This window comes from Shinella sp. BE166, from assembly GCF_051201095.1.
Lineage (GTDB): Bacteria > Pseudomonadota > Alphaproteobacteria > Rhizobiales > Rhizobiaceae > Shinella > Shinella lacus.
Map to the genome: position 1 here is coordinate 1 of NZ_JBPEHL010000003.1, position 15,825 is coordinate 15,825.

At 61.4% G+C, this 15,825-nt stretch carries 15 protein-coding genes; 2 read left to right on the forward strand and 13 right to left on the reverse strand.

The window, feature by feature from the left end; translation table 11 throughout:
• Nucleotides 1-258 precede the first annotated feature (258 nt).
• The 8 genes from J2Y63_RS07460 to J2Y63_RS07495 form a co-directional block, all read right to left on the reverse strand.
• Complete coding sequence (locus J2Y63_RS07460; protein ID WP_435265529.1) at nucleotides 259-1,569, reverse strand: MFS transporter; 1,311 nt, start codon at nucleotides 1,567-1,569, stop codon at nucleotides 259-261.
• Nucleotides 1,570-1,698: 129 nt separating this feature from the next.
• Nucleotides 1,699-2,649 (reverse strand): ketopantoate reductase family protein, encoded by a 951-nt coding sequence (locus J2Y63_RS07465; protein WP_435265530.1) that lies wholly within the window; start codon nucleotides 2,647-2,649, stop codon nucleotides 1,699-1,701.
• Between the two features lie 22 nt (nucleotides 2,650-2,671).
• A complete protein-coding gene (locus J2Y63_RS07470) occupies nucleotides 2,672-4,378 on the reverse strand; it encodes a thiamine pyrophosphate-binding protein (RefSeq protein WP_435265531.1) in 1,707 nt (568 codons plus the stop codon).
• A 43-nt stretch (nucleotides 4,379-4,421) separates the two neighbouring features.
• Nucleotides 4,422-4,919: a VOC family protein gene (locus J2Y63_RS07475; RefSeq protein WP_435265532.1), complete on the reverse strand. Its 498-nt coding sequence runs from the start codon at nucleotides 4,917-4,919 to the stop codon at nucleotides 4,422-4,424.
• Nucleotides 4,920-4,939: 20 nt separating this feature from the next.
• The gene (locus tag J2Y63_RS07480) at nucleotides 4,940-6,130 is read right to left on the reverse strand and encodes a mandelate racemase/muconate lactonizing enzyme family protein (RefSeq protein WP_435265533.1); all 1,191 of its coding nucleotides are present in this window, start codon (nucleotides 6,128-6,130) and stop codon (nucleotides 4,940-4,942) included.
• A gap of 73 nt (nucleotides 6,131-6,203) precedes the next feature.
• A complete protein-coding gene (locus tag J2Y63_RS07485) occupies nucleotides 6,204-7,577 on the reverse strand; it encodes an MmgE/PrpD family protein (protein WP_435265534.1) in 1,374 nt (457 codons plus the stop codon).
• Between the two features lie 152 nt (nucleotides 7,578-7,729).
• The gene (locus J2Y63_RS07490) at nucleotides 7,730-8,527 is read right to left on the reverse strand and encodes an IclR family transcriptional regulator (RefSeq protein ID WP_256116726.1); all 798 of its coding nucleotides are present in this window, start codon (nucleotides 8,525-8,527) and stop codon (nucleotides 7,730-7,732) included.
• 219 nt (nucleotides 8,528-8,746) lie between these two features.
• On the reverse strand, nucleotides 8,747-9,070 hold the full coding sequence (locus J2Y63_RS07495; RefSeq protein ID WP_256116725.1) for an ArsR/SmtB family transcription factor: 324 nt from the start codon (nucleotides 9,068-9,070) through the stop codon (nucleotides 8,747-8,749).
• Nucleotides 9,071-9,155: 85 nt separating this feature from the next.
• Here J2Y63_RS07495 and J2Y63_RS07500 point away from each other — a divergent pair, with 85 nt between their 5' ends.
• A complete protein-coding gene (locus tag J2Y63_RS07500; protein ID WP_435265535.1) occupies nucleotides 9,156-10,343 on the forward strand; it encodes an MFS transporter in 1,188 nt (395 codons plus the stop codon).
• 419 nt (nucleotides 10,344-10,762) lie between these two features.
• On the opposite strand, the gene J2Y63_RS07505 is transcribed toward J2Y63_RS07500, so the two are convergent.
• Genes J2Y63_RS07505 through J2Y63_RS07525 form a run of 5 tightly spaced genes read right to left on the reverse strand, consistent with a single transcriptional unit; the run spans nucleotide 10,763 to nucleotide 14,865 of the window.
• Entirely contained in the window at nucleotides 10,763-11,473 is a 711-nt protein-coding gene (locus J2Y63_RS07505; RefSeq protein WP_435265536.1) for a fumarylacetoacetate hydrolase family protein, read from the reverse strand.
• Nucleotides 11,473-12,225 carry an ABC transporter permease gene (locus J2Y63_RS07510; RefSeq protein ID WP_256116722.1) on the reverse strand — a complete coding sequence of 251 codons (753 nt, stop codon included), beginning with the start codon at nucleotides 12,223-12,225 and terminating at the stop codon, nucleotides 11,473-11,475. The genes J2Y63_RS07505 and J2Y63_RS07510 overlap by 1 nt, the downstream gene beginning before the upstream one ends.
• 6 nt (nucleotides 12,226-12,231) lie before the next feature.
• A complete protein-coding gene (locus J2Y63_RS07515) occupies nucleotides 12,232-13,038 on the reverse strand; it encodes an ABC transporter ATP-binding protein (RefSeq protein ID WP_256116721.1) in 807 nt (268 codons plus the stop codon).
• A 1-nt stretch (nucleotide 13,039) separates the two neighbouring features.
• On the reverse strand, nucleotides 13,040-13,882 hold the full coding sequence (locus J2Y63_RS07520) for an ABC transporter permease (protein ID WP_435265537.1): 843 nt from the start codon (nucleotides 13,880-13,882) through the stop codon (nucleotides 13,040-13,042).
• A complete protein-coding gene (locus J2Y63_RS07525) occupies nucleotides 13,882-14,865 on the reverse strand; it encodes an ABC transporter substrate-binding protein (protein WP_435265538.1) in 984 nt (327 codons plus the stop codon). Before J2Y63_RS07525 ends, J2Y63_RS07520 begins: the two co-directional genes overlap by 1 nt.
• A 255-nt stretch (nucleotides 14,866-15,120) precedes the next feature.
• Between J2Y63_RS07525 and J2Y63_RS07530 the strand changes: the two genes are divergently transcribed.
• The gene (locus J2Y63_RS07530) at nucleotides 15,121-15,795 is read left to right on the forward strand and encodes a FadR/GntR family transcriptional regulator (protein WP_435265539.1); all 675 of its coding nucleotides are present in this window, start codon (nucleotides 15,121-15,123) and stop codon (nucleotides 15,793-15,795) included.
• Nucleotides 15,796-15,825: the final 30 nt, after the last annotated feature.

Here is a 15,825-nt window from a genome sequence, read left to right on the forward strand (position 1 = left end):
GCCAAGGCGGAGGTGGATTATCTGTTGTCTCGCCTTGCGCGATACGACAAGCGCGCCGCGCTGTAGACATTGACAGGGAGCCTGAGGGAGCGGCTAAAACCCTGAAGGGCTGCTATCGCCTGTGATGAGGCAGGTACGGTTTCTGATTGGCGATGGGTCAATCCCTGAAACGCAGGGTGCCGCCGGCTTTATCTGCGGCGACACCGCACACGGTTTCCCGGGTGCGGTTCGCAAGTTCAGGGCTTCCTCACCCGGATGTCATTCTCCAGCGGGCACGGCAACAAGCTTGCCCGCCTTCTGATCGCGCTCATCATTGGTGACAAAGAGCGAAAGAATGACAGAGACCATGCAGAACCCGGCGATCACCAAAAGGCCGACGGTGAAGTCGCCCGTCGCATCCTTCGAATAGCCCATCAGCCACGGCGATATGATTCCGCCGAACTGCGCAAGCGAGTTGATGAGCGCGATTGCGCCGGCACCCGCCAAACCACCCAGGAAAGCGGTCGGTACCGTCCAGAAGACCGAGAGAGCTGACCAAAAGCCCATGATGCCGATCGACAGGGCGATGATCTTGAGCACAGGGCTGGCGATAAGCGCTCCGGCAGCAATACCCAGCGCGGCAACCAGACAGGCGAATGCGAGATGGAAGCGGCGCTCCAATGTGCGATCCGAACTGCGTGCCCAGAGTTGCATGCCGACCAGGGCTCCGAGAAATGGAATGGCACTGATGAAGCCGACCTGGATATTGCTCAGGCCGCCGAATCCTTTGACGATCTGCGGAAGCCAGAAGCTCATGCCCCAATTTGCCATGACAAGGCCGAATTCCAGAACGGCAAGCATGAGGACCTTCCGATTGAGCAAGGCCTGCCAGAAGGTGAAATTGCGGACCTTCTGCTTGGCCTCTTCCTCGGCCTTCAGCGTCTGCGTCAGCCACGTCTTCTCCTCTCGGGTCAGCCAGTGCGCATCCTCGGGACGATTGGTCAGGAAGATGAGGCAAATGACGCCGAGAATGACGGAGGGGACTGCCTCGATGATGAACATGAGCTGCCAGCCGGCGAAGCCGAATGCCGTAAAGCCAAGCAACCAGGCGGAGACCGGAGCGCCGACCACGCTGCTGAACGGACTGACAGCCATGAGCTGCGCGAAGGTCCGCGAACGGTACTGTGCCGGATACCACTGCGCGAGATAATAGATCATGCCTGGGAAGAAACCGGCCTCGGCAAGGCCTAGGGCGAACCGCACAGAATAGAAAGTAAATTCGTCCCAGACGAACGCCTGCGCACCAGACAGGATGCCCCAGGTGATCATGATACGAGCGATCCAGATCCGGGCACCAAAGCGGTGCATCAGGACATTGGATGGCACTTCGGCCAGCACGTAGGAGACGAAGAATATGCTCGCGCCCGTCCCGAAAGCGGTTGCGGTGAACTTCAGGTCCGCATTCATCGTCAGCGCCGCGAAGCCGACATTGACGCGGTCGATCACGTTGAAGAAGTAGCAAATGAACAGAAAGGGCATCAGTCGCCAGGCGACCTTGTTGATAGTGGTCCTCTCCACAAGCGTAGTCATCGGTGTTCCTCCAAAAACCAGTAAGCCCAACATTTGCTTCGAGCCGGTCTCGCGACGCAAATGCACTCGATCACCACGGTCACTCCCCACCATGGGTCTCTGATAATCTCGATATGCGTATTTTCCTGCCTAGACGGGGCGCTTTGCCGCTGCCTCGCGGCCCTTGATCAACGCAGCAAGCGCCCTCATGGTTGGCACGGCGATGCCGAGTTCACTGGCATAGCGGATCACGGTGCCGTAAATGTAATCCACTTCTGTTAGGCGACCCGCGGTTAGGTCAGCCAGGACACTGGCCTTGTTGTTTCGTGCCGCACCCGACAGGATTTGGTCGAACGTTTTCGTGCGAGCCGCTGGATCCAGCACAACGCCCTTTGCCGCTGCGACCATCGCCGCTTCCTCCATCGCTGCCTCTGCGACGGCGCGGAGTTCGGCGTGCTCGATCACCTCACCGAGTGTCAGCCCGGTGGTGCCGCTTGTGCCCGCGAAGGCGATGTTGACGAGCAGCTTGGACCATTTTTCGCGCAGGATATCCTCGCTCGCGACGATCTTGAGGCCGGGTCGCGTCAACACGGATGCAACCCGGGTCGCGCGCTCCGAGGCTCCACCCTGAAGTTCTCCGATATAGCTCGGCAGATCTGCAAAACCACGGACGACACCGGGTTCCTCCAGCATCGCCGATTGGGCGGTCAGTCCCATCAGCATCTGTTGGGGACCGACGATGCCGCCAATCTCGTCTTCACTGCCCATACCATTCTGGAAACTGATGCCGACGGTCTCTCCGCCCGAAAAGAGGTGTCGGACGCTGCCCGCCGCTGCCTTGTTGGCGGTCGCCTTGCACTGGAAGAAGACGACATCTGCACACTGGACTTCGGCACCGTTCGGCACGGCACGCATCCTAATATGGCGATCGCCCCCGAACCCGACGACCTTCAGGCCGTCACGGTTTATGCGATCGACATGGTCCTGCCAGACATCAACCAGTGTGACATTCAGACCGCCCTCCGCCAGAAGCCCGCCAAACAGGCATCCCATTGCGCCGGCACCGACAATGACAACCGCCGGATTCTCGTAATTCGTCATTTCGGTCCCTCCCCAGGCACGCTCAATTTGCTGGAAACCACGGTGCGGGCGCCCGCGCGGCCTGATCCGTCACCACGTCGATCACCACGGGCCGCTCGGCTGCGAACGCCTGCGACAAGCATTCCTGCAAGTCCGAAGGATCAGTGACGCGCATGCCGATGCATCCGAGATTCTCGGCGATCCGTGCGAAGTCCGTGTTCCTGAATTCATAGAGATCGGTCGGGTGTCCCGGCCGACTGCCATAGTTTCGATGGATCGCATCGATGCATTGTCCAAAACCGCTGTTGTTGTTGATCACGGTCACCGTGTTGATGCCGCAGCGGCGCGCCGTCTCAAGCTCGCTCATGTGGTACCAGAAGCCGCCATCGCCCGTAAAACACACGACAGGCCGGTCGGGCGCCGCGCATTTTGCTCCGAGAGACGCAGGAAAGCCCCAGCCGAGCGAGCCGGCGGCGCGGATATAATCCTGGCGCTCATATTTCAGATCGACAAGCGCCCCGGTCCAGATCCCGGCATAACCGGTATCGGAAACAAGGATGCCGTTTTCCGGCAGTGCTTCAGTGATCTCACGGCAGAGACGCTCGGGCTTGATCGGCATAGCGTCGCTCGTGCAAGGGCCGTCATACGCCTCGTCCCACTCCGTGTTGAGCGCACGCCAGCGTTCGGTCCACGCCTGTCGCTGCACCGGCTCCTGCAAAGCCTCGGTCAACTGCTCAATCGACGTCCTCGCATCACCGCAGATAGAAACCGTGTTGGGATAGTTCCGCCCCAGTTCACGCGGATCGATGTCGATCTGGATGACGGGCGTGCCCACAGCGGGGATTGTCCAGTTTGCAGTGACCTGATCGCTCGTCTGCGTGCCGACGAGGATGACGAGATCAGCCTCGTGGACGGTGCGATTGGCGGTCCATCGCGAATAGGTTCCGATGACGCCCACCGAGAATGGATGATCACCCCGAATGATATCCTTGGCATTCAGAGACGTTACGACCGGGATGGCATGCTGCTCGGCGAGGCGCCGGATCGCGGCGCCCGCATCGGAGAGGCGCGCGCCTCCTCCTGCAAGAATGACGGGGCGCTTCGCCGCTGTCACGAGGCGTGCCGCCCGCGCGATGCTGTCCACGTCGGCGCCGGGACGATGCGTGGGATAGCTGGTAAAAGGCGCATCGACGATGACGTTCGAGACGCCCGTCGCCGTTTCAATCAGTTCCCCCGCAAAACCGCCGGCAATATCGAGGTGCGCCGGTCCGGGCGAACCGGACATCGCCTCACGGAGCGCCTGCCGCAGAAGGCGCGGCAACTGCTCGAACGTCTCGACGGCCGCGTTGAATTTCGTGACCGCCTCGAACATCGATCGGTGGTCGATCTCCTGATAGGCGTTGCGGTGTTGTGCATGCGGCGCCTTCTTGCCCGTGAGTGCAAGCACAGGCGATTTTCCGAGAAACGGGTCCTGGCAGGCAGCGGCAAGGTTCGCGGCACCCACCGACTGGGCCAGGCAGACACCAGGTCGCCGGGCTATGCGCGCATAGCCATCCGCCATGTAAACGGCGGCGGCCTCGCTATGGGCCAGCACGCGTTTCACGCCCAGCTCTTCCAGCCTTATCAGCGTTTGACGCAGGACCGACTCCATGAAGAAAACGTGGGTAACGCCATAGCCTTTCAGCGTCGAGGCGATCAACTCCGCTCCCGACGTTGTCGAGGCCTCTATATGTCTTTCGGCGATGGTCATGTCCTGTCTTCCGTTCGCGTTGCTGCCGCAAAGTCGCCGTGCATCACGGCCGTACCTTCTCGACGACTTCAAAAATCGTGCCTCCCACCCGGTCGGAATCGACATAGGCGAATCCGGTCCCGTCTGGACGTGTGAAGCTCTGCGTGATCGTCAATCCCTTGCGGCTGGCCTCGTCCATCGCCGTGGCAAGGTCGTCGACCTCGAACCCGAGATGGTGCAGGCCCTCGCCGTGCTGTTCCATGAAATCCTTCTGGATCGTCGGCCCTTCGCCAAGCTCGATGAGTTCCAGCGTCATCGGGCCGAGCTGGGCAAAGGCGCGTTTGCCGCTGTAGCCCGCGACCTCTCCGTAGTAGGTAGCGTTCGTGAAGTTGACATCTCGATAGGTGAACGGACCGATGCCGAAGGCGTCGCTGTAAAACTGGACCGTCGCGGCAATGTCCTTCACACAGATGCCGACGTGATAGAGCCGTGCAGGATCGAAAATCCGTTCATCCTGCCGGCCGATCGGTTCCTGATGTCGAATATGGCGGGTGTCGTTCATGGTTCTCTTTCCGGCCGCGATCAGGCGCCGCGCACGCGTCGAAGTTTGAGGGGATCTGCCTTGGGCACCCAAGGGCGCTTGCGTACTTCGGCCTCGTTGAGGTCGGCCCCTAGGCCTGGCTTCTTCGGCAGCGTCAGATAGCCGTCCTTGATCTCGAGCGGTTCGGTCAAAAGGTCATCGCGCCACGGAACGCTGTCGACATCGACCTCAAGGATCTTGAGGTTCGGCACGGCGGCGCAGAAATGCGCGCTCAGCAGCGTCGATAGATGGCTGTAATAATTGTGCGGGGCGACCGGCGTTTCGCAGATATCGGCGAGCGCAGCGATGCGCCTTGATTCGGACAGGCCGTTCCAAGCTACGTCAACCATCGCAACGTCCACCGCGTGGGCATCCAGGAAAGGCTTGTATTGCCGCATCGTATAGAGGCTTTCGCCCGAGCAGATGGGTGTGCGTGCGGCGTTCTTCACCTGCAGAAGTGCTACGGGATCGTAGCAATCGAGCTCCAGCCACATCAGATCGAACTGTTCGACGAGGCGGGCGATGCGAATGTTTCCGTCCGCCCGGAAATTGAAGTTGAGGTCGAGGGCAATGTCGACCGTATCGCCGACGGCATCGCGGAACGTCCCGAGCAGCTTCTCGATCGACCGGCAGGTTTCGACCGTGACGTTTCCGTCGGCGCTCCAGATCGTCGACGCAGGCTCCCCCGGCACCACCATGTTGGTCTTTAGTGCGGTATAGCCGCGCTCCGCAACCTCCGCGCCGAGTTCGGCGATATCGCCGAGCGAGCGGATCGGCATCGAACCAACCATGTCGGGATAGAGCGCGCGATAGGTGCCGCAATGGCTCCAGTATACCCGGATTCTGTCCCGGATCGGCCCGCCGAACAGTTCGCTGACCGTCACGCCGAGCGCCTTCGCCTTGATGTCCCAGAGCGCGATCTCGATGCCAGCGATCGCCTTCTGTACCACGCCCCCGAGGTTGGGGCGCGTCAGCCGGAACATTTGCCAGTACAGGGCTTCGACCGCGGAAGGGTCCGAGCCCACGAGCAGCGGCTTCAGGTCTTCGACACAGCCAAGGATTCCGTAGGGATTGACGCGATTGTCGCTGCATTCGCCATAGCCGACAATCCCCTCGTCGGTCTGGACCTTGATGAATATCCAGGGCCACCAGCCACCATCGCATAGAAGCGCTTCGACATTGGTGATTTTCATGCGATGCCTCCCCTCATCATTCCCACCTTTCGAACATCGGCGGACGCCAGCGGCGCCCGCCGACCATTCATCCTCACGCGACCTTGCGTTCCGATGCCTTGAGCTGGTCAGGGAAGGCAAAGATCGTCGTCAGCTCCGAGACATCCTCAATGTCGTCGAGCTTTTCGATGATGCGCGAGGCCTTGTCGGCCTGCTCCTGCGAGAGGACACCGACGAAATCTATCGCACCCTGGTACTTGCCGCCGATGTCTTCGCGGGAAGCGGGATGGCCCGCATCTCCGCGGGCGAAGACGCACTCGCGTTTCAGAACCGTTCCGTCCTTCTTTGTGACCGTGATAATGGCGGGCTGCGGGAAGTAACCGCGTTCCCATTCGGGGTGAACCTTCATTGTCACCTTCCGGCGGATTGCGGCGTAGCGTGGATCATGAGCCGCCTCGTCGGTGAAGGATACCAGGAAGACCGGTTGCTCGATGAAGCAGGCGGCCATGGCATGCTCGATGCTGAAGCGCGTCTGGGCGGCTGTGCGGGGATCGGCGTACTTCATGTACATCGCAAAGGTGTGGTTTACTTCGACCTCGATGCTTTCCACCGCATCGATCGTCAGCTTCTCTGCCGCGATAAGGTCGGACATACCGTCGATCGTCCGCTGGAGCAGCCCGCAGCATGGATATTTGCGAATACCGATCTCCGCTGTCCGAAATCCTTCGACCAGCTCGAAATCCGCCATCCCGCCGATGAGGTCCGCCATTCCGCCGACGCCTTCGAGAATACCGGGTGCACCGTCCAGGCCCAGCTTGGCGAGCGTGGCAGCGCAAATGCCGTTGCGAGCGGCGAACCCTGCCTCGAATGTGTGGGCGCCCATGCCGGCCTGCTTGACCAGGCCCGTGCCCTGCGAAGCACCAATGCTGATGGCATTGAGTGTCTGCTCACGGTCGAGCTTGAAGAGCCTGGCGGCCGCCGCGGCATTGCCGACAGATGCGAAGACGGCGGACAGCATCCAGCCCTTCGCTCCGGCGTCGGCACAAGCCACTCCGAGCTTTCCCGCAACTTCATATCCGAGAACGAACGCCTCGATGGCCTCGCAGCCCGTCATCCGCTGATGCTCTGCGATGGCAAAGACCGGTGCAAGAACGGTGAGCGTATAAAGCCCCTCTGGAAAGGCGACATCCTCGAGTTCGGTCGCATGCGCCATGGTAGCGTTCGCCGCCGCCGCTGCTTCGAGCGTCGTCTTGAATCCGCCGCCAAACACGCCGGCCTGCTGGCTGCTGGCCTGCTGCCTGGCATAGGCCGTCGCGACCCGCCCGATCGGCAGGATCGAACCCGCCAGCGTGGACGACATATAGCCGCTGACGATGTCCTTGACATGTGAGACGAGATCCGACGGCAACTGCTCATACTTGAAGTCGTGCACGTAGTCAGCGATCTCGCGGGTGGTTTTCAAACCCATTGTTTTTCCTCCATTTTTACACACAGGTGGGCTTTCCGGCGCCGGTGGGCGCAGGCTCGTCCGATCTTCCTGAAAAGAAGACTCAGTTCGGCTTCGGGCCGCCGTTCAGCGACGGCCCGGTCGTCCTCAGAAAACCATCGGTCGAACGATGGTCAGCCGGTGGATGCCAGTTCATTCCAGTAGAGGTCCGTTTCGCTAAATCCCATGCGCCGCGAAATCTTCAGCGCGGCATTGTGGATCAGCGCCCCGTAGTATTCGAGTTTGTCCCGGTCCACCCGGGAAGCATGAGTCGTGATGCTGACGCCGGCAATCACTTTGCGGGATCGCGAGTAGATCGGGGCACCGACGCAACGCACGTCTTCAACATTCTCTTCGTCGTCCAGAGAAAACTTCCGCTGACGCGTCGCCTGCAAATCCTTCATAAGTTCCGCGCGGCTGGTGATCGTGTGCGTGGTTTTCTTCATCAGGGGCGAGTCGTTGAGGAACGTCAGAAGTTCAATCTCGGGCATCGCTGCCAGAACGGCCTTGCCGATTGCCGAGCAATGCATCTCGACGCGTGTACCAAGCTTTACGATGGCGCGCAGATAGGCCTCACCCTGCAACATGTCGAGGAAGACCATCTGGCCGTTGTCTTCGACCGCGAAAAGGATCGTCTCCCCGATGAGTCCGTTCAGTTCTTCCAGTGTCGGCCGCGCCGCCTTCAGGAGATCCGATTCCGAAAGCGCGGCCAGTGTGGTTTCGAGGATCCCCAATCCGATGCGAAAGGATTTCACCTGATCGTCGGCAATTTCGAGCGCCCTTTTGTGCACCAACGTGTTGACGATACCGAAAGCGCTCGTCTTCGGAATTCCGGTCTTCTTGCATATCTCGGAGAGGGTCAGCGGCCTGCTTGAAGCGGCGATCAGGCTGATGATGTCGATTGCACGAACGACTGCTTCGTTGAGTATCAAAGCCAGTTCCTCCCTCTACTTCATCGGCCTCCACCCCTTGGGTTTCTGTACCGATACAAACAATAAGAGGAACAACCGTCCGGCATGTCAAATAGAAAATCGAATATTGTTCTATATTTCGACTGCCATTCCAAATACAGAACGATGTGACCCGCATTCGGAGCAATTGGTCGGAAATCCGCCCTGAGTCCCCTCAGCGCCCATCAGGCCATACCTCCGCTAAGCATCGACGGAAGCGCCGAGCACTGAACCGATCAATCCCGGGAACCGCGCCTCTAGGTCGTCGTGGCGGATGCTGAGTCGGCGGCCGCGGCCCAGGGGCTCGTTGCGGATGACACCCGCCTCGCGCAGAACCTTCATCAAATGCGACTTGGTCGATTTGGGCATCGAAGGGTCGGAGAGATAGCATTGCGCCATTTCAAGCGGTCCATCGGAAAGCTGGCGTACGATGGCCAGGCGCTCCGGATCGCTCAAGGCGAAGAGCACGTCGGTCAGCCGCAGATCGTGGCGGGCGGGATGGTGAAGGTCGGTATCGGACGCCATGGTTCGAATTTAGTTGAACCGTCGTGAAAATGATAGTAGAGAATTGTTCGAAATTATTCGAACTATCAGGTGCACCTTGACGGATATGACGCAATCCATGCCGCTGCGCAGCCTCACGGGCTTTCGCATTACCCTTGCCGGAATGGCCGTCATGATGGCCGGCGCCAGCGCGCCCTCGCCCTTCTATCCCGTGCTTCAGCAGGAGATCGGCTTTTCGGCGGCGATGCTGACCGGCATCTTCGCCGTCTATACCGTTGCGCTGCTCGCATCCTTGCTTGTTACGGGATCGCTGTCTGATCATGTCGGCCGGCGGCCGGTCATATCCGGGGGCTTTGCGCTGATGGCGCTGAGCCTGCTGCTGTTCTGGCAGGCGGGCGACGTGGCCGGTTTGATGGTGGCGCGGGTGCTGCAGGGCATCGCGGCCGGGATGCTGCTGTCGGCGCTCTCTGCGGCGGTGGTCGATTTCGAGCCGCAGGACAGGCCGGGAAGCGCCTCGGTGTGGAACTCGGTTATTCCACTGGGTGGGCTTGCCATAGGGGCTCTCGCGGCGGGCATTTTGATGGACGTCACCGAGATGGCGGAAGCGGATGTGTTCGGCACCCTCGTCGCCGCCTATGTGCTGTTTGCCGCCGTGATCTGGTCCATCCCCGAGACCGCGCCGCGGCATGGGGGTGTCTGGGCCTCGCTTCGGCCGCGGATCGGCGTACCGGCTACGGCTGCCAAAGCCTTCTGGCGGAGCGCACCGGCCGTTATTGCAGGCTGGGCGACCGGCGGGCTCTATCTTGCACTCGGTGCGCCGATCATCCGGCACGTCTTCGGCGCCGAGCATCATCTGACGCAAGCGAGCGTCATCGTGCTGCTCTGTGCTGCCGGCGCCGCCGCCTGTTATATCGCGCGTGGCCATTCCTCGCGGCAGGTGACGCTTTACGGAACCACAGCGCTCTCGATCGGAACGGCATTGACACTCGCTGCGATCGCCTGGCAGTCCCTGCCGGCCTATCTCGCCGCCCTCGTCATTGCCGGGACCGGCTTCGGGACATGCTTCTACGGCGTGTTGCGGTCCATCGTCCCGACCGTTCGACCAGACGAGCGCGGCGAACTCTTCGCCGCCCTGTTCACATTGAGTTACCTTGCCTTCGGCCTACCCACCCTGCTGGCCGGCATCGCCGTCGGCGCTTTCGGCCTGACGGCGACGACGCTCGGTTATGGCACGCTGATCGTGTTGTTCTCGGCGGCGGCGGGCCTGCTGCGGAAGTTCGGAACGTCGTCTTGAGTTTGTCTAACTGGATTCGTAGCGGGTTGGCACACAATCAGATTCACGCGGCTGGTGTTGGCCGCTCCGCACGTCATATCAGCTATCCTCAAAGCACCTTCGACAAGAATTCCTTCGTGCGCGGATCGCTCGCCTACTCTGCCCTGCCGGAGTGGGGTGTCTACGCCGACTACAGCCCAAAGTATCCTTGAACTGATACCATCACGAACCGATGGTCGGGCGTGGAGCATGTGGCCGCTGCGACATCCTCTGTTTTTCGGTGATCGATGGTCGGAGAGGCTGGACGATAAACGTCACCGTTTGGTTCAAAAATGAAGTGCGGCTTTGGGAAAAATAATCGCCGAAGTTTCTATCTTCCCTGCCCAAGCTTTGCGGGCCAAATAAGAAAGGACGGCGCGCCGGAGCGCGCCGCCTCGTGTTCAGCCAACCTTGAAGGAGACCTCGTCGACACCGTCCACATGGGCGACCATCACGTCGCCCTTGACGATCGCGCCGACGCCGGCGGGGGTGCCTGCGTAGATCACGTCGCCGGGCTGCAGGGTGAAGAGGCGGGAGAGGTACGAGATCATTTCCGGCACTTTCCAGATCATCTGGTTGAGGTCTCCCTCCTGGCGGGTCTCGCCGTTGACCTTGAGCCAGATCGCGCCGTCCGTCGGGTGGCCGACCTTTTCGACCGGATGGACGGGGCCGCAGGGCGCGGAGCTTTCGAAGGCCTTGCCGGTCTCCCACGGGCGGCCGAGCTTCTTGGCCTCCCCTTGCAGGTCGCGCCGGGTCATGTCGAGGCCGACGGCATAGCCGTAGACGCAGTCGAGCGCCTTATCGAGCGGGATGTTGTCGCCGCCGCTCTTCAGCGCCACGACGAGCTCGACCTCGTGGTGCACGTCCTTCGTCTCGGCCGGATAGGGGAAATCGGTGCCGGGCAGGACAAGCGTATCAGGGTTCTTCTGGAAGAAGAACGGCGGCTCCTTGTCCGGGTCGTGGCCCATCTCGATGGCATGGTCGGCGAAGTTGCGGCCGACGCAGTAGATGCGGTGCACCGGGAAGAGCGCCTGGCTGTCGACGACAGGCAGCGTGGGGACGGCTGCCGGCTTGAAGACGTAAGCGGCATTGATGGAGGACATGTCGTTCATTATCGCGCTCCTGCGTAATATTCGATGCGTTTTTCAAAGAGTTCCACGGCCGCGGACAACAGCATGGCTGCCGCGAAGAGGATGATTGTCAGGGCCCAGAACCGTTCCATGTCGAAGGAGCGGGAATAGAGCTCGAAGAGTTCGCCATAGCCGATGATCGACACGAGGATCTGGCCGATCACCACGCCCTTCACCCCGCGAATGAGGCCGATACGGATGCCCGCGAGGATTTCCGGCAGGGCGGAGAGCAGGATGATCTTGGAGAAGATCGTGATGCTCGAAGCGCCGTAGCAGCGCCCCATTTCGATCAGCGACGGCGGCACCTGCATGACACCGGCCCGTGCATCGAGCACGATGATCCAGACGGCGAAGAGGAAGACGGTCACGACGACCGTCGTCTCGCCAAGGCCGAAGAGGATCATCAGCACCGGCACGAGGGCGGAGAGTGGCGCGCTGACGAACATGTTGACCCAGAGGCCGAAGATGTTGTCGACGATCTTGAAGCGTCCCATGGCGATGCCGAGCGGTACGCCGACCCCGATCGCCAGCGCCATGCCGACGACGAAGGACCGCAGCGTTACCAGCGAGGCGTTCTGCCAGGAATTCGTCGCGACGAGCTCGAAGCCGGCCGAAACGATTGCACTCATCGGCGGGATCAGGAAGATCACATCCATCCGGCCGACGACTTCCCAGACGAGCGCCCAGAACAGGAGCGACGTCATCATGGGGACCTTGAAGCCAAAGAGTTTCATGGCGCCCTACTCCGCATATTGCCGGAGGCCCTGCCAGATCTCCTCCACCACATCGAGATAGCCCTTGTCGCGCCGGATGACGTCCGGAGCAGCAGAGCGGTCGATATTGGGTTCGATGATCTGGGAGACGCGGCCGGGGCGCGGCGACAGCAGCACGATGCGGTCGGAAACGTAGACCGCTTCCTCGATCGAATGGGTGACGAACAGGAAAGTCTTGCGCTCCTTCTCGACGAGCTGGAGCAGGTCTTCCTGGAATTTCCGGCGGTTCTGCTCGTCGACCGCGGAAAAGGGCTCGTCAAGCAGCAGCACGTCGGCATTGACCGAGAAGGCGCGCGCGATGCCGACACGCTGGCGCATGCCGCCCGAAAGCTCGTGCGGGTACTTTTCCTCGAAGCCGGAGAGGCCCACTTCGCTAATATAGTGCTTGGCGATGCGGTGGCGCTCCGCCTGCGGCACGCCCTTCAGTTCCAGGCCAAAGCTGACATTGCGCAGTACCGTCGCCCAGGGCATCAGCGCGAAATCCTGGAAAACGAAGGCGCGCTCGGGGCCCGGGCCGGTCACGACCTTGCCGTTGATGCGGATCTGGCCGGAGGTGGCGGGCACGAGGCCGGCGATGATCTTCAGAAGCGTGGTCTTGCCGCAGCCGGAGGGGCCGAGCAGCGTCGTCAGCTTGCCGCGTTCGAATTCGAGGTTGATGCCGCGCAACGCCTCGATATCGCCATAGCGCTTGCAGATGTCGCGCACCTCGACGATGGCATCGGACGTGGCGGTTCCGGATTGTTCGGCCGCGCGGGCCGGCATGGGATTGGCCATGTCACTTTCTCCTCTTTTCGGGACGCAGGAAGCGGACCTCGACATATTGCAGGACGGCAAGCGTGATCGTCGAGACGGCGATGATGGAGGCGACGGCCGCGTACATGTGGGCGTAGTTGGCGATCGAACGGTGGTAGGTGATGAGGTCGCCGATGCCCGTGGGCGTGATCAGCAGTTCGGCGAGCATGACGCCGATGAAGCCGGCGGCGATGCCGAGGCGCAGGCCGGCAAACAGCACGGGCGTTGCATCCGGAATGATGATCTTGAAGATCTGCTGCAGGCGCGTGCCCTGGAAGGAGCGGCACATGTCGACGAGTGACGGATTGACGTGGCGCACCGCCTTGTAGGAGTTGAGCACGATCACCGGCAGCGCCAGCATGATGACGGCAAGCGTCTTGGCAACGAGGCCGATGCCGTAGACGAAGGTGACGAGCGGCACGAGCGCGGCCATCGGTGCCGCCTGGAGCACGATGAAGACCGGCGCCAGCAGCCATTCCGCCTTGTCGGACAGGCCCATGGCGATGCCGAGCCCGATGCCGAGCACCGCGGAGACGGCGACGCCGATGAGGAGCGGCTGGAAGGTGATGGCATAGGCCGGCAGCAGGGTGCCGTCGAGCGCCATTTCGATCAGGGCAGCGAAGGTTTCAAGGAAGGTCGGAAAGGCGAAACTGATCGGGACGCGGCCGGCGATTTCCCAGGCGGTGAAGAGAATTGCGAGCGACAGCACGACCCAGAAGGACTTCCGGCGCCGGGCGAATTCGGCGAGCGTTTCGACGATGGTGGAGGAGCCGCTGCCGGCCCCTCCCGTCGCGCTCACCTTGTGGGGTGTAGCGGCCATGTGCATTATTTGGTTCCGATTTTGGCAAGCACCGCATTAAGTGCCGTGAGGTCCCAGAAGTCCTCGACCTTCAGGTCCGCGGCCTTGCCTTCCAGCGCGCCGGAGACGGTGTAGAAGTCGAAGTCGTCCTTCGCGGCATCCTCGCCGCCGCCGTTGAGCGGCAGGGCGGCTGCGGCTTCAGCAAAATACGGGTCGATGTCGGCGACCATTTCGGGCGTCGCATCGGGCAGCAGCTTGTATTTTTCACGCAGCGCAATGGTCGCCTTCGGGTCCGCCGCGACCTCGCGCCAGGTGGTCAGGATCGCCTCGACCAGGATTTCCACGTCCTTCGTGTTCTTCGAAAGATAATCGGTATTGGCAAAGAGCGCTTCGTCCGTTGCCGCCACCTCGCCCAGCGGCAGGAAGGCGAACTTGCCCGGCGCTTCCTTTTCCAGGATGCGCTTGCCGGAGGAATCGACGATCGTCGCCTTGACGTTGCCCTGGAGCAGCGCGCCCGTGCGCACCTCGGCACCCGGCACGTAGGAGATGTTGGAATAGGCGATGCCGTTCTTGTCGGCCATCAGCTGCATGATCGCCTCGGTGCCGGAACCGCGCGAATGCACGGCGATCTCCTGGCCGTTGAGATCCTTCCACTCCTTGTAGAACTCGGTGTTGACCACCGGGTAGAACTGGAGCTTGGAGAGTTGCAGGAAGATGCGGATCGGCGCCTTCACCTTCTGGAGCAGCGCATAGGGGCCGCCGATGCCGATATCGGCCTGGCCGCTGACGACGGCCTGCGCGGCGATATCCTCGCTCTTCAGGAACGTCACCTGCACGTCGACGCCCTTTTCCTTGGCGCGTTCCAGCGCCGCAAGCAGATGGAGGGATTCGACCGTCGCGATATCGCCGAAGGCGACACGCATCGGATCGGCAAAGGCCAATCCGGGCACTGCGGCAGAAAGGCAAAGTACGGCGGCGACCGCGGACGCCCTCATTCGTCTGGCAAACATGTTCATTTTTCTTCCTCCCAAAATCGGGTTCTCCCAACCCAATATAAAACCAATTCTTCATTAAACGAGCATTGTGTCAACCAATTAAACATGCTGCGATGCGGGATCGGCAGGCTACTTCTGGCCTCTAATTGATTTAATATATTGATTTTACGCTATAAAAATTTCCGACTTGAGGTCTCGATAACGGCGCGTTGACAGCAGCCAATATGTTCAATATAAGCAAACCAATCCTGAATTGGTTCGGACTATACCATGCTTGAAAACACCGATGCCACCGTGCTTTCCCGGCTCAGAGACTTCCTTGCAACGGCGCAGCTCGCCGAGGGCGGACGCCTGCCGCCGGAGCGCGACCTCGCGGAATCGCTGGATGTCGGGCGCAGCGCGCTGCGCAAGGCGCTGGCGACCTTGCAGACGGAGGGCGTCGTCTGGCGCCATGTCGGCAAAGGCACGTTTACCGGCGAGCGGCCGATCGACACCGTCGCGGACATCAATGCCATGGTGCAGCGGACCAATCCGCTGGAGGTCATGGGCGCGCGCATCGCCTTCGAGCCGGAGGTCGCGCGCTGCGCTGCGCTCAACGCCACGTCGAGCCAGATCGCCGAGTTGCGCAGCTGCATGCTGAAGGCGCAGCAGGCGCCGACCTGGCGGCTCTACGAGCAGTGGGACAACCGCCTGCACCGCCTGATCGGCGAATCCTCGCAGAATTCGCTGCTGCTCGGCCTGCTCGACACGCTGAATGCGGTGCGCCGCGCCGTCACCTGGGGGCGGCTGCGCGACACGCCGGTCCGCCCGCCGCCGGACCACCATTCCTTCGCGGAACATGAGCGCATCGTCGAGGCGATCGCCAACCGCGACGGCGCTGCCGCGGCGGACGCAATGCGTCGGCACCTACGCAGTGTCGAGGGCCATATGCGCGACATGCGCTGAACGAAATCCGAGGAGGGGCGGCAAAAGCGG

Excerpts from the sequence above, each read along its gene's own strand:
- J2Y63_RS07480 (WP_435265533.1), bottom strand. The coding sequence starts at position 6,130 with ATGAAAATCACCAATGTCGAAGCGCTTCTATGCGATGGTGGCTGGTGG.
- J2Y63_RS07475 (WP_435265532.1), bottom strand. The coding sequence starts at position 4,919 with ATGAACGACACCCGCCATATTCGACATCAGGAACCGATCGGCCGGCAG.
- J2Y63_RS07495 (WP_256116725.1), bottom strand. The coding sequence starts at position 9,070 with ATGGCGTCCGATACCGACCTTCACCATCCCGCCCGCCACGATCTGCGG.
- J2Y63_RS07465 (WP_435265530.1), bottom strand. The coding sequence starts at position 2,649 with ATGACGAATTACGAGAATCCGGCGGTTGTCATTGTCGGTGCCGGCGCA.
- J2Y63_RS07510 (WP_256116722.1), bottom strand. The coding sequence starts at position 12,225 with ATGAAACTCTTTGGCTTCAAGGTCCCCATGATGACGTCGCTCCTGTTC.
- J2Y63_RS07500 (WP_435265535.1), top strand. The coding sequence starts at position 9,156 with ATGACGCAATCCATGCCGCTGCGCAGCCTCACGGGCTTTCGCATTACC.
- J2Y63_RS07515 (WP_256116721.1), bottom strand. The coding sequence starts at position 13,038 with ATGGCCAATCCCATGCCGGCCCGCGCGGCCGAACAATCCGGAACCGCC.
- J2Y63_RS07525 (WP_435265538.1), bottom strand. The coding sequence starts at position 14,865 with ATGTTTGCCAGACGAATGAGGGCGTCCGCGGTCGCCGCCGTACTTTGC.
- J2Y63_RS07485 (WP_435265534.1), bottom strand. The coding sequence starts at position 7,577 with ATGGGTTTGAAAACCACCCGCGAGATCGCTGACTACGTGCACGACTTC.
- J2Y63_RS07460 (WP_435265529.1), bottom strand. The coding sequence starts at position 1,569 with ATGACTACGCTTGTGGAGAGGACCACTATCAACAAGGTCGCCTGGCGA.
- J2Y63_RS07505 (WP_435265536.1), bottom strand. The coding sequence starts at position 11,473 with ATGAACGACATGTCCTCCATCAATGCCGCTTACGTCTTCAAGCCGGCA.
- J2Y63_RS07520 (WP_435265537.1), bottom strand. The coding sequence starts at position 13,882 with ATGCACATGGCCGCTACACCCCACAAGGTGAGCGCGACGGGAGGGGCC.
- J2Y63_RS07530 (WP_435265539.1), top strand. The coding sequence starts at position 15,121 with ATGCTTGAAAACACCGATGCCACCGTGCTTTCCCGGCTCAGAGACTTC.
- J2Y63_RS07470 (WP_435265531.1), bottom strand. The coding sequence starts at position 4,378 with ATGACCATCGCCGAAAGACATATAGAGGCCTCGACAACGTCGGGAGCG.